This is a genomic window from Pseudomonas putida W15Oct28 (assembly GCF_000708715.2).
Taxonomy (GTDB): Bacteria; Pseudomonadota; Gammaproteobacteria; order Pseudomonadales; family Pseudomonadaceae; genus Aquipseudomonas; species Aquipseudomonas putida_R.
On sequence record NZ_JENB01000001.1, the window covers coordinates 267,935 to 280,012 of the forward strand.

Genomic DNA, 12,078 nt, shown 5'->3' on the forward strand with positions numbered 1-12,078 from the left:
ACAGTTGGCCATCAGACCCCAGGCTTACGCAGAGGTTGCCCGCGCCTGGTCGTTTTGTTGTTCGAATGTAGCCAGCGGCAATTGCAAGGTAAAGGCTGCGCCTTTGCCCTCTTCACTTTCGACCCGAATGCACCCGCCGTGGGCCTGGACGATCTGTTCCGATATATACAGCCCCAAGCCCAACCCGCCACTGGCCTGCTGGGTGGCGACCCGCTCGAACTGCTGGAAAATGCGCTGCTGGTTGGCCGCGCCAATGCCGATGCCATGGTCCTGCACCTGCACGCACGCCAGGCCGCCCTGCGCGAACACGCGCACCTGTACCGGCTTGCGTTCACCATAACGCAAGGCATTGGACAACAGGTTGGCCACCACTTGTTCAATCCGAAATTCGTCCCACTCACCCTGCAATGGCTCACAGCGTTGCAGTTCGATATGCGTGTCCAGTGCAGTGGCCTGGGCCGCAAAGTTCTCCACCAGGCCACGCACCAGTTGGCCCAGGTCGAACGTCTTGGGCCGCAGCGACAGTTTGCCGGTACGGATGCGCGACACATCGAGCATGTCTTCGATCAGGCGGATCAGGCTGTTGATCTGCCGCTCGTCGCGCTCGACCATGGCCTGCAGCTTGTCTTCACTGAAAGCGGCAAGGTTGCCACGCGCCAGGTGCATCTTGCGTAGTTGGGTTTCCAGGATGAGGCCATTAAGCGGGGTACGCACCTCGTGGGAGACGATCGACATGAAGTCATCACGCATGCGCACCGCATGCTCCAGCTCACCGCGCGCCACTTGCAGCTGGGCCAGCAGCAGTTCCTGCTCCTGGCGGCTGCGCTCCAGCGCCTGCAACTGGCGGTCGAGCACCTTGCGCTGGCGGTACAGGTCGACGAACACCGACACCTTGCTCTTCACCGCCAAGGTATCGAGTGGCTTGTACAGGAAATCAACCGCGCCGCTCTCGTAGCCCTTGAAGGCATAGTTCATCTCGCGCCCGGCAGCGGTCACGAAGACGATGGGGATATTGCGGGTCTTTTCCGTGCCACGCATCAGCTCGGCCAGCTCAAAGCCATTCATGCCCGGCATCTGCACATCGAGAATGGCCAGGGCGAACTCGTGTTCGAGCAACAGCGACAACGCAGCCTCGGCAGATTGGGCCTGGTGTACCTCGCGGTCTTCGCCCTGGATCAGGGCGTCGAGGGCCAGCAGGTTCTCCGGCAGATCATCGACGATCAGCAATTTGGCGATGGTGTGGCTTAGCATGCGCTGGGTTCCAGGGCAGCGAGCAACTGCTCGATGCCACTCAGAGTAAGAATATGGTCGGGCTGGTGCAGGGCCAGGGCGGCCTCCGGCATCAGCGCCACCTGTGCGTCACGGGGGTCCTGGACGATGGTCCGGCCCCCATTGTTCTTGATATAGGCAAGCCCTTGGGCACCGTCTTCATTGGCACCGGTGAGCAGCACGCCAAGCAGGCCGTCGCCGTAGGCGTCGGCCGCGGACATGAACAGGTAGTCGATTGCCGGCCTGGAAAAATGCACCGGCGGCTCCTGGCTCAACGACAGGGTGAAGTCGCGTTCCACCGACAGGTGGTAGCCCGGCCCGGCCACGTAGATCTGCCCGGCGCACAGCGGCTGCTTGTCTTGCGCCTCGTGCACCGGCTGGTGCAGGCGGCGCTGCAGCACTGCAGCCAGCTGACTGTGGCGGTTATCGGGCAGGTGCAGCACGCACAGTACCGGGACGCTGAAGCCGACCGGCAACCCGCCCAACACCGTGAACAGCGCCGTCACGCCGCCCGCCGAGGCACCGATCACCACCGCACGCACGCCCTTCATGATTTGCGGTAGATCCGTTCGGGTTTGACCAGCGGCTCGAAGTGGTCGCTGTAAGCGGAGAAGTCCACCGACTCCTTGCTGCCCAGCACCAGAAAACCGCGGTGGCACAAGGACTCGTGGAACAGACCCAGGGCGCGGTCCTGCAGTTCCTTGTTGAAATAGATGAGCACGTTGCGGCACGACACCAGCTGGGTTTCGGAAAACACGCTGTCGGTGGCCAGGCTGTGGTCGGCAAAGGTCACGTTGTCACGCAGGGTGCTGTCCATGATGGCGTTGCCGTAAGCCGCCGTGTAGTACTCGGAAAAGTCCCTGCGCCCACCGGCAATGCGGTAGTTCTCGGCGTATTCGCGCATGCTCTGCATCGAGTAGATGCCCTGCTTGGCCTTGTCCAGCGAACGCGGGTTGATGTCGGTGGCGTAGATGATAGTGCGGTCCAGCAGGCCCTCCTCACGCAGCAGGATGGCCATGGAATACACCTCCTCACCCGTGCTGCAGCCGGCAATCCACACCTTGATCGACGGCCAGGTGCGCAGCAGCGGCACCACTTCGTTGCGCAGCGCCAGAAAATGCCCCGGGTCGCGGAACATCTCGCTGACCGGGATCGTCAGGTACTGCAGCAACTGCATGAACATGCCGGGGTCGTGCAGCACGCGCTCCTGCAGCGCCGACACCGTCAGGCAGTCGAACTGGCGCAGCGCGTGCAGGATCCGGCGCTTGATCGAAGCGCCGGAATAGTTGCGGAAATCGTAGCTGTACTTGAGGTAGATGGCCTCGATCAACAAGCGGATTTCAATGTCGGTGTTACGTTCGCTAGTCAAATTCGCTCCAGTTGCGGCAGCCAAACACGGATCAGCGAGAACAAGCGGTCCAGGTCGATCGGTTTGGCCAGGTAATCATTGGCACCGGCCTGCAGGCAACGCTGCTGGTCATCCTTCATGGCCTTGGCCGTCACAGCGATGATCGGCAGCTTGCGCCAGCGCGGCTGCTGGCGGATCAGCCGGGTGGCTTCGAAGCCGTCCATTTCAGGCATCATCACGTCCATCAGCACCAGGTCGATGTCGTCATGCTGCTCCAGGCGCTCGATGGCTTCACGCCCGTTGCGGCCGATCTCGACGATGGCGCCCTTGTGCTCCAAGGCGCTGGTGAGGGCGAAGATGTTACGCACATCGTCGTCCACCAGCAGTATCTTGCGGCCTTCGAACACCTTGTCGCGGCTGCGGGCAGTCTTGAGCATGCGCTGGCGTTCGTTGGACAGCTGCGACTCGACCTTGTGCAGGAACAGCGTCACTTCGTCCAGCAAGCGCTCCGGCGAGCGTGCGCCCTTGATGATGATCGAGCGCGAGTACTTGAGCAGGTCGGCTTCTTCTTCGCGGGTCAGGTTGCGACCGGTGTACACGATCACCGGCGGGAAGGAACGGATATCCTCGGCGGTCATGCGTTTGAGCAGCTCGTTGCCGAGCATGTCGGGCAGCTTGAGGTCGATGATCATGCAGTCATAGATGTTCTCGCGCAGCAGCTCCAGGGCGTCCTGGGCCATGGCCACGGCGGTGATCTCCACATCGTCGTCGCCGATCAGGCGGGCAATGCTCTCGCGCTGCAGGTCATCGTCTTCCACCAGCAGGATGTGCTTGAGTTTCTGGGTCAGCTTGGCCTCCAGGCGGGCGAACACTTCCTTGAGCTCTTCGCGGCTGGTGGGCTTGACTGCATAGCCTACGGCGCCCATGTGCATGGCGGCCTCGACCCGGTCTTCGACGGAAATGATATGCACCGGAATGTGCCGGGTGCCGGCCAGCTCCTTAAGGCGCTGCAGCACGGTCAGGCCGGAGTGGTCGGGCAGGCGCATGTCCAGCAGGATCGCATCAGGGATGTACTGGGCGGCCAGCTCGAAGCCTTCGTCGGCGCCCTGCGCCACCAGGCAGCTGTAACCCAGTTCATGGGCGAGGTCGAACAGGATACGGGCGAAGTTCGGTTCGTCTTCGATCACCAGGATGCAGCGGTTGCTGAACGGGGCAAGCTCACGGTCGTCGTCAAAGGCCTGCACCGGGCGTTTCGGCGCAGCCAATACCGGCACCTGCGGGGCCGGTGGCAGCGTGTCGACGGCCGGGCGCAGGCTGAGGGGTTCAACATCTTGCGCGTCACTTTCATAGCGCTCCGGCAGGACCAGGCTGAACACGCTGCCTTGGCCAGGGCTGCTGTCGACGTTGATCTGCCCGCCCAGCAAGTGCGCCAGGTCACGGGAGATCGACAGGCCCAGGCCAGTGCCGCCATAGCGGCGGTTGCTGGTGCCATCGACCTGGTGGAACGCACCGAAAATGGCCTGCTGCTGGTCAGCCGCAATGCCGATACCGGTATCGCGCACGGCAAACACGATGCCAGTGCCCGGCTGGTAGCCGATGCTCAGGCTGACCTTGCCACGTTCAGTGAACTTGATGGCGTTGGACAGCAGGTTCTTGAGGATCTGTTCCAGGCGCTGGCGGTCGGTAAACAGGGTGGCCGGTACCTGCGCCTCTGCAGTGACCTCGAACGTCAGCCCCTTGTGCCCGGCCAACGGCTCGAACATACCGCGCAAGCCTTCAACCAGGCGTACCACCTGGGTGGTTTCGGGCCGCACTTCAAGCTTGCCGGCCTCGACCTTGGCGATGTCGAGAATGTCGTTGATCAGGTTGAGCAGGTCATTGCCGGCCGAGTAGATCGAATCGGCGAACTTGACCTGTTCATTGCTCAGGTTACCCTCGGCGTTTTCCGACAGCAGCTTGGCCAGAATCAGCGAGCTGTTCAGTGGCGTGCGCAGCTCGTGGGACATGTTGGCGAGGAACTCGGACTTGTACTTGCTCGAACGCTGCAACTCGTCGGCACGCGCCTGCAGCTCTTCCTGTGCCTGGACCAGTTCGTCGTTCTTGCGGTCCAGCGCCTCGGTGCGTTCGGACAGTTGCTCGTTGGTCTGCTCCAGCTCTGCCTGCTGAGTTTCCAGGTGGGCCTGGGACTCCTTGAGCACGCGGGATTGTTCTTCCAGTTCTTCGTTGGCGGTTTTCAGTTCTTCCTGCTGCACTTGCAGCTCTTCGTTGAGCTGTTGCGTCTCGGCCAGCACCTCCTGCAGGCGCTGACGATAGCGGGCGCTTTCGATGGACATGCCGAGGTTGCCGCCCAGGCGTTCCATCATCTCGTGGTCGCGCGCCTGCAGGGGCCGCAGGAAGCCCAGTTCAATCACACCGTTGATCCCGCCATCGTCGATCGCCGGCATCAGCAGGGCGTTGCGTGGCAGGCCGCTGCCAAGGCCGGAACTCAGGCGGTAGTAGTCTTCGGGCAAGTCTTCAAGGCACAGCAAGCGCCCTTCGCGCACGGCCTGCGCCAACAGCCCGTCATGATCGCCCTTTACCTGCTCCCGGGCCTGCTCTTCAGCATCCAGGCCATAGGTTGCCACCCGCACCAGGCGGCCATGCTCATCGCGCACATACACCGCGCCCACCACGCTGCCCATGTAACCGGCAAAAAACCGCAGGATGTTGTCACCGAGCATGGGCAAGGTCAGCTGCCCCAGTACCTGCTCGGCCAGCTGGGTCTGCCCGTTGCGCAGCCAGGCCTGGTGCTCCAGGCGCTCGGCCGCACGTTGCTGGGCCTTGGCGTTTTCTTCATAGCTGCCAGACAACGCCAGCAGGTCACGCCGACCCAGGTAGGCCAGCAAGGCGCTGAGGCCGACGATCAACAGCACGAACACCGAAATAGCCGTGACGGTAACGCTGCTGACCTTCTCGTTGCGCGCCATGCGCAGTTGTTGCTCGGTGCTGATCAGGCCGTCGAATTCCTTGCGGATCTCATCGGTCAGGCGCTTGCCACGGCCATTGCCGATCGACGCCTGATAGTCCCCTTGGGTGCGGCGCAAGGCAATCATCTCGCTGCCGAAGGTGTTCCAGGCCTGTTGCAGTGCGATCAGCCGTTCGATGCGGTCAACCTGCTGCGGGTTGTCCTCGACCATGCCGCGCAGGCTTTGCAGGCTGCCGAGAATGCGCGGCTTGGCCACCTCGTAGGGGTCAAGGAAACGCTCGTCGCCAGTGATCAGGAAGCCGCGCATGCCGGTTTCCATGTCGATCGACAGTTTGACCGTCTCGTTGGCATTGCCGATCACCCGGTCGGTGTGCTCGACCCACTGCATGGCCGAAAGCAGGTAGTTGATCACCGCGACGAAGGCCACCGCACCCAGCAGGCCAACCCCCAAGGGTAGGCCAATGTTACGGCTCAGCAGTTTGCGGAAGCTTCGCTGGTCCATCGAGGCTGCTTGAATCATGTGAAAACGCCCGAGCAAGAAAAGTCCATTGAAAAAAAGTGGCGGATCAATCGTTGTTGTTATCTGCCACTGCGCCGTCCTGATAAGCGAGTCTAACCAGCTTTACCGGGTCTGGCAGGGCATTTAGCCAGTATTTGAAGGCGTAGTGCGCCAATCGTTCCATCTGATTGCAGGGATCGGTATCCTCGGGAACTTCTGCTGCCAACCAGTGCACAGATTAAAGACATTCATTGCACAGGACCCGAACCATGCACCTTCTGGTAGTCGAAGATGACGACATCGTCCGTATGCTGATGGTCGAAGTGCTCGACGAATTGGGCTACTCGGTCATCGAGGCAGAAGACGCCGCAGCCGCCCTGCGGGTGCTCGAAGACCCGAGCCAGACACTGGCACTGATGATGACCGATGTGGGATTGCCGGACATGCGCGGTGAGGTGCTGGCAGGTAAAGCACGCGAGTTGCGCCCGTTGCTGCCCGTGCTGTTCGCCAGTGGCTATGCCGACAGCATCAATGTGCCCGAGGGCATGCACCTGATCGGCAAGCCGTTCAGCATCGACCAGTTGCGGGACAAGGTGGTGGCCATTCTGGGTAACCCTTGAGATCGGTGTCGCCTGCTTCGCGGGCTTGCCCGCTCCCACAGGCCCACCATACAGTGGAGCACCTGTGGGAGCGGGCAAGCCCGCGAAGAGGCCGGCACAGGCAACACACCTCACAACTTCCTGCGCAAGAGGTAAGTATCCATGATCCACCCCTTGCGCCGCCTTTGCTGCTCACGCACTTCCAGTATCCGTGCCTTCACCGCCTGCAACGGCCCGGCAATCAGCACTTCATCCTCGGTCCCCAGGTAAGCGCCCCAGTAGATAACCAGCTCCGGGTCATCCAGCTGGGCAAACGCGCACTGACCGTCGAGCATCACCACCACATTGTCGATAGGCCCCTGCCCGGCCAGGCGCCGCCCTGGCAGCACCGTCAGCGGCTCGCCGATGCGGTTGAGCGGCACCTGATGACGTGCTGCCAGCGCCTGCACACTGCTGATACCCGGGATAATCCGCAGGCGCAACGCCACGCCGCGTTCGCGGACCAGATCGAGAATACGCAGGGTGCTGTCGTACAGGGTTGGCTCGCCCCACAGCAGAAAGGCGCCGGTTTCCCCGTCACCCATTTCCTGCTCGATCAGCCGGGCATACAGCGCAGCACGCCGCCTGTGCCAATCCTGCACCGCGCCCAGGTAGTCATCCGCCTGGCCATCGCGCACGGGGTCGGCCACCTGCACCAGGCGATAACCACCCTCGGGGCGGTAGCGTTGCAGAATGGCCTTGCGCAGGAGGACCAGTTCATCCTTTTCCCCGCCCTTGTCGAGCACGAAGAACACGCCGGAGCTACGCAGCGCATCGACTGCTTCATAAGTGACCTGGCGCGGGTCACCCGCACCGATGCCGATCAACAACAGGTCTTTCATCGCCCTGCCCTTTGCGGGAACCAGCAGCCATTGTCAGGCGGCCGCCGGTATTTGGCAAAACGCTCGCTTAGAAGATCGAGAAGTTGTAGCTGACAATCACGCGTGTCTCATCCATGTCACGCGCCCACTTTTCATAGTTGCTACGGTAAGTGGAATTACGCAGGCGCACGCTGACATCCTTGAAAGTGCCACTTTGCACCTGGTACTTGAACTCGGTGTCGCGTTCCCATTCCTTGCCTTCGGCATTGCTGCCCGGCACCTTGATATTGTCACCGTTGATGTAACGGGTGAAGAAGGTCAGGCCGGGCACGCCCAGCGCCTTGAAGTCATAGTCGTAACGCACCTGCCAGGAACGCTCTTGAGCGGCGGCGAAGTCGTTGACCTGCGCATAGTTGACCAGGTACGGGTTGCTGCCATCCAGGTACGGCATGGCGCTGTCGCCGTACATCCGCTGCCAGCCGGCACTGATCTTGTGGCCGCCCAGGCTGTAGCCGAGCATGCCGCTGAAGGCATGATGGTCGATGGCTCCGGCGCGGGCATTGCCAATGTCATCACTCTTGATCAGGCGCAGGTCGGCCGACAGGCTGCCCACCGCCAACGGCTGGCTGGCGACCAGGCCAAGGAAGTGCTGGCGGTAGATGTTTTCCAGCTTGGCCACCTGGTACTGGGCACTGATTCGCTCGTTTAAGCGGTAATCGACACCGGCCAGGTCGAAGTGGTCAGTCTCGATATCGCAGGCATAGCGCTTGTTCTTGCAGTGCACGCGAATGTCCTGGCGGTCGGTGGAGTCCCGCGCGGTGTATTTGTCCAGGCGGGCCAAGGTGAACTTCAGGTCGCGCAGTTCTTCAGAGGTGAGCATGGCGCCATGGAACATGGTCGGCAGCAGGCGGCCGTCGTTGTATTTGAGCAGCGGCACATCCGGCATCATCGAACCGTACTTGAGCACGGTATTGGACACCTTGACCTTGGCCGCCAGCCCCATCTTCGCGTACTGGTCAGCCGAGTGCCGCGGATCGTGCCCGGAAGAAGGCAGCAAGCCACTGTTACTGTCGGCCGGGCTGGAGTCGAGTTTGAAACCGAACATGCCCAGCGCATCCACGCCAAAACCTACCGGGCCTTGGGTATAACCCGACTGCACATTAAGGATGAAACCTTGTGCCCATTCTTCCCGCTTGGACGCGCCTTGGCTGGAACTGCTGTGGCCGTCACGGAAATCCCGGTTGAAATAGACATTGCGTGCTTCGACCTTGGCACTGCTGTCTTCAAGAAAACCGGCGGCCTGGGCGTTGACGCCGGCACACAACAGGAACAGGCCGGCAACACGGCGCCCGGGGGCGAGGGGGAAAGGGGCAAACATGCGAAGAAACATCCAGAATCAAAGGCGAGTTAACACACTGTGGCACGAACTGGCCACGGCACTGCGACAAGGCCGAACATGCGCCGACCATCATCTGAAATGATCGCGCAAAGGCTCTGGCCCGGGCCATTGGACCATGGTCTAAACGCGCTGAAAGGCAAACGTAAAAAACCTGAAAAATACCGCACGCAAAACTAGGAAAGTTCCCGCCTTACTTACAAAAGTTAGCAGTTTACCCAGTACCCATGAATGACTACACTCGATATCAGCGAACAGCGGAACCCACCCGCGTGGCTGGCGTTTTATGCGTATTCAATGTTCGTCACGCCCTGCCACGACCGACGTACAGGAGTGATTACAGTGTCCAGACTTGCAGAGTTTCGTGCTGCCGAAAAAGCGCTCCAGGAGCAGATGGCGCAACTGGAAGCCTTGAAAAAGGATGCCGGCCTCAAACGCGAAATCGAATTCGAGCAGAAACTAGTCGGCCTGATGAAAAGCTATGACAAGAGCCTGCGCGATATCATCGCCATCCTCGACCCCAAGGCGGTGAGCAGGGCTACCAGCACAGCGCCCAAGCAACAGCGCCGCCCGCGCGTGGTCAAGGTTTATCAGAACCCGCACACCGGCGAGCGGATCGAGACCAAAGGTGGCAACCACCGGGGCCTCAAGGCCTGGAAAGAACAGTACGGGGGCGCCACGGTAGAAAGCTGGGTACGCTGATGAAACGTCCACACTTGCTTCACACTTTTTTCACAAGGGCTGGCTCAGTATCGAGACAGCTAAAGGACTAGCGACCCCACGCGCCCGCACATGCGGGCCTCTAATTCCAGCGCCCTGCCTTGTGCAGGGCGCTTTCATTTGCGCAATCAGCGCACTGCCGTATCATGGCCAGCCTGTCTGTTTTGCCGGTGCCCTGCGCCGGCCCCGTCTCAGGAGTTCCCATGAGCCTGCACGATCTGCAAACCCTGCCTGGCGTCACCGCCCAACCGGATGCCGCTACCGCCCAATTCGTCTTCAACCACACCATGCTGCGGGTCAAGGACATCGAGAAGTCGCTGGACTTCTACACCCGCGTGCTGGGCTTCCGCCTGGTGGACAAGCGCGACTTCCCGGAAGCCGCCTTCAGCCTGTACTTCCTGGCCCTGGTCGACCCGGCACAGATTCCCGCCGATGACGCGGCACGCCACCAGTGGATGAAGTCGATCCCTGGCGTACTGGAGCTGACCCACAACCACGGCACTGAAAACGATGCCGAGTTCGCCTACCACAACGGCAACACCGACCCGCGCGGGTTTGGCCACATCTGCATTTCGGTGCCGGATGTGCGCGCCGCCTGTGCGCGCTTCGAAGCATTGGAAGTACCGTTCCAGAAACGCCTGCAGGACGGGCGCATGAACCACCTGGCCTTCGTCAAGGACCCGGACGGTTACTGGGTCGAAGTGATCCAGCCGACCGAGCTCAAGGGCTAAGCGTTCATCGCCGTTCGCTCGTCGGGCCGGGAACTCCCGGCCCCTTGCTGTGGTATATGAAGGTAACTGCTTCACATGCCACAGCGAGGTAAGGACGATGCAATCTCTTCACTGTGAATACCGCGAGCACACCATCACCGCAAGCGTGATGCCCCACCCCGACTCCCCCCTGCCCTATGCCGCCGGCTGCCTGATCACCGCACCCGACGGGCACACCAGCAAGCGCCTGTCGATGCCCATGAAGTTTTTCTCCGACCTTGAGAATGCGCAGCATGTGTCGCTGGCCCATGGCCGGGCGTTGGTCGACCAGCAGCTGGATGACGGGCACAAGGTGTTCTGACCCTGTTGTAGCCTGTACTGGCCCTTTCGCGGCTAAAGCCGCTCCCACAGGTACCGCACAGGTTTCAGGTGCTGCGCTGTACCTGTGGGAGCGGCTTTAGCCGCGAAAGGGCCTGCACCGGAGTACCTAGATGTCCCGGGCGTAGGCTACTGCGGCATCCACCTGCGCCCGCGTCGGCCGTACTCCGGTGTACAGCACAAACTGCTCCAGCGCCTGCAGCGCGATAACTTCCAGCCCGGTGATCACCGGCTTGCCCAACGCCTGGGCCCGGCGGATCAACGGCGTCTGTGCCGGCATCGCCACCACATCAAACACCCGCTCCGCCGCCGCGATGGCCTGCTCGGAGAACGCCAGCGCCTCTGCCTCCGGCCCGCCTGCCATACCGATCGGCGTCACGTTCACCAGCATCGGCGGGCAGATGTCGCCCAGCTCGCGCACCCAGCGATAACCACACATGTCCGCCAACTGCCGACCGGCCTGCTCGTTGCGCGCAACGATGATGCCTTCGGCAAAGCCGGCATCGCGCAGGGCACTGGCCACGGCCTTGGCCATGCCACCACTGCCACGCAGGGCAAAGGCGGTGCCGGGATCGACCTGATGCTGCGCCAGCAACTGGCGCACGGCCAGGTAATCGGTGTTGTAGGCCTTCAGGTGGCCATCAGTATTGACCAAGGTATTGACCGACTCGATGGCCGCCGCCGACGGGTCGATTTCGTCGACCAGGGCCATGCAGGCCTCCTTGTACGGCATCGACACGCCGCAGCCGCGGATACCCAGCGCGCGGATACCCGCCACCGCCGCAGGCAGGTCATCGGTGCGCATGGCCTTGTAGTAGAAGTCCAGACCCAGCTGCTGGTACAGGTGGTTGTGAAAACGCACGCCGAAGGTGCCGGGGCGGCCGGCCAGGGAGATGCACAGCACGGTATCCCTGCTGGGAGTTGTCGACATAACCTGCTCCTTTGTCATAACTGAAACGTTTGTGCAGCGTAACAGAGGCAACCACTGGTCGTCCCTTACACAACCTTTACCGTTCCCCTGTGCTCAGCTGACAGAGACTGGAGTCATATTAGTAAGGCCCCGAACGTGGGGTTTCTCTGCGAGGTTGCTCTATGAACCGTCACATTCCCGGCATCGCCCTGCTGGTCGGTGCCTTGGCCATCAGCGGGCCCGCGGCTGCCCACGGCGGCGGCCATGGCGGCGGTGGCTGGTATGGGCCGGGCCCGCTCTTGGGTGCGGCAGTGGTCGGCGCCGTGGTCGGCGCGACGGTTTATGGCGGGCGTGACCGTACGGTGTACGTCGAACGCCAGCCGGTCTATTACGGGCCGCCGCCGGTCTACGTGCAACCGCCGCC

At 61.8% G+C, this 12,078-nt stretch carries 12 protein-coding genes; 5 read left to right on the top strand and 7 right to left on the bottom strand.

Features of this window, described 5'->3' with window-relative positions; all coding sequences use genetic code 11:
* Positions 1–24: 24 nt before the first annotated feature.
* Genes AK81_RS01155 through AK81_RS01170 form a run of 4 tightly spaced genes read right to left on the bottom strand, consistent with a single transcriptional unit; the run spans position 25 to position 6,102 of the window.
* Positions 25–1,251, bottom strand: coding sequence for a hybrid sensor histidine kinase/response regulator (locus AK81_RS01155; RefSeq protein WP_043196123.1), 1,227 nt, complete (start codon positions 1,249–1,251; stop codon positions 25–27).
* Positions 1,245–1,820: a chemotaxis protein CheB gene (locus AK81_RS01160; RefSeq protein ID WP_043196125.1), complete on the bottom strand. Its 576-nt coding sequence runs from the start codon at positions 1,818–1,820 to the stop codon at positions 1,245–1,247. Before AK81_RS01160 ends, AK81_RS01155 begins: the two co-directional genes overlap by 7 nt.
* Positions 1,817–2,638 (bottom strand): CheR family methyltransferase, encoded by an 822-nt coding sequence (locus AK81_RS01165; protein WP_043196126.1) that lies wholly within the window; start codon positions 2,636–2,638, stop codon positions 1,817–1,819. The genes AK81_RS01160 and AK81_RS01165 overlap by 4 nt, the downstream gene beginning before the upstream one ends.
* Positions 2,635–6,102: a response regulator gene (locus tag AK81_RS01170; RefSeq protein WP_043196127.1), complete on the bottom strand. Its 3,468-nt coding sequence runs from the start codon at positions 6,100–6,102 to the stop codon at positions 2,635–2,637. Before AK81_RS01170 ends, AK81_RS01165 begins: the two co-directional genes overlap by 4 nt.
* A gap of 248 nt (positions 6,103–6,350) precedes the next feature.
* Here AK81_RS01170 and AK81_RS01175 point away from each other — a divergent pair, with 248 nt between their 5' ends.
* Positions 6,351–6,701, top strand: a complete 351-nt coding sequence (locus tag AK81_RS01175; protein WP_043196128.1) for a response regulator — start codon at positions 6,351–6,353, stop codon at positions 6,699–6,701.
* A gap of 110 nt (positions 6,702–6,811) precedes the next feature.
* Here AK81_RS01175 and cobF read toward each other — a convergent pair whose 3' ends face one another.
* Both cobF and AK81_RS01185 read right to left on the bottom strand, forming a co-directional pair.
* On the bottom strand, positions 6,812–7,561 hold the full coding sequence (gene cobF, locus AK81_RS01180; protein ID WP_043196129.1) for a precorrin-6A synthase (deacetylating): 750 nt from the start codon (positions 7,559–7,561) through the stop codon (positions 6,812–6,814).
* Between the two features lie 67 nt (positions 7,562–7,628).
* Positions 7,629–8,918: an OprD family porin gene (locus AK81_RS01185; protein WP_043196130.1), complete on the bottom strand. Its 1,290-nt coding sequence runs from the start codon at positions 8,916–8,918 to the stop codon at positions 7,629–7,631.
* 360 nt (positions 8,919–9,278) lie between these two features.
* On the opposite strand from AK81_RS01185, the gene AK81_RS01190 reads away from it, so the two are divergent.
* The 3 genes from AK81_RS01190 to AK81_RS01200 all read left to right on the top strand — a co-directional run bounded on the left by AK81_RS01190 (position 9,279) and on the right by AK81_RS01200 (position 10,727).
* Positions 9,279–9,638, top strand: coding sequence for a histone-like nucleoid-structuring protein, MvaT/MvaU family (locus tag AK81_RS01190; protein ID WP_043196132.1), 360 nt, complete (start codon positions 9,279–9,281; stop codon positions 9,636–9,638).
* Positions 9,639–9,859: 221 nt separating this feature from the next.
* Positions 9,860–10,387: a lactoylglutathione lyase gene (gene gloA / locus AK81_RS01195; protein WP_043196134.1), complete on the top strand. Its 528-nt coding sequence runs from the start codon at positions 9,860–9,862 to the stop codon at positions 10,385–10,387.
* 97 nt (positions 10,388–10,484) lie between these two features.
* Complete coding sequence (locus AK81_RS01200) at positions 10,485–10,727, top strand: hypothetical protein (protein ID WP_043196135.1); 243 nt, start codon at positions 10,485–10,487, stop codon at positions 10,725–10,727.
* Positions 10,728–10,853: 126 nt separating this feature from the next.
* On the opposite strand, the gene AK81_RS01205 is transcribed toward AK81_RS01200, so the two are convergent.
* Positions 10,854–11,675: a shikimate 5-dehydrogenase gene (locus tag AK81_RS01205; protein ID WP_043196136.1), complete on the bottom strand. Its 822-nt coding sequence runs from the start codon at positions 11,673–11,675 to the stop codon at positions 10,854–10,856.
* Positions 11,676–11,836: 161 nt separating this feature from the next.
* Between AK81_RS01205 and AK81_RS01210 the strand changes: the two genes are divergently transcribed.
* Positions 11,837–12,078: hypothetical protein (locus tag AK81_RS01210; protein ID WP_043196137.1), on the top strand; the 242-nt coding region annotated here is incomplete at its 3' end.

Bases quoted from the DNA above. Each gene is read 5' to 3' on its own strand.
- AK81_RS01155 (WP_043196123.1), bottom strand. From the start codon at position 1,251: ATGCTAAGCCACACCATCGCCAAATTGCTGATCGTCGATGATCTGCCG.
- AK81_RS01160 (WP_043196125.1), bottom strand. From the start codon at position 1,820: ATGAAGGGCGTGCGTGCGGTGGTGATCGGTGCCTCGGCGGGCGGCGTG.
- AK81_RS01170 (WP_043196127.1), bottom strand. From the start codon at position 6,102: ATGATTCAAGCAGCCTCGATGGACCAGCGAAGCTTCCGCAAACTGCTG.
- AK81_RS01175 (WP_043196128.1), top strand. From the start codon at position 6,351: ATGCACCTTCTGGTAGTCGAAGATGACGACATCGTCCGTATGCTGATG.
- cobF (WP_043196129.1), bottom strand. From the start codon at position 7,561: ATGAAAGACCTGTTGTTGATCGGCATCGGTGCGGGTGACCCGCGCCAG.
- AK81_RS01185 (WP_043196130.1), bottom strand. From the start codon at position 8,918: ATGTTTGCCCCTTTCCCCCTCGCCCCCGGGCGCCGTGTTGCCGGCCTG.
- gloA (WP_043196134.1), top strand. From the start codon at position 9,860: ATGAGCCTGCACGATCTGCAAACCCTGCCTGGCGTCACCGCCCAACCG.
- AK81_RS01200 (WP_043196135.1), top strand. From the start codon at position 10,485: ATGCAATCTCTTCACTGTGAATACCGCGAGCACACCATCACCGCAAGC.
- AK81_RS01205 (WP_043196136.1), bottom strand. From the start codon at position 11,675: ATGTCGACAACTCCCAGCAGGGATACCGTGCTGTGCATCTCCCTGGCC.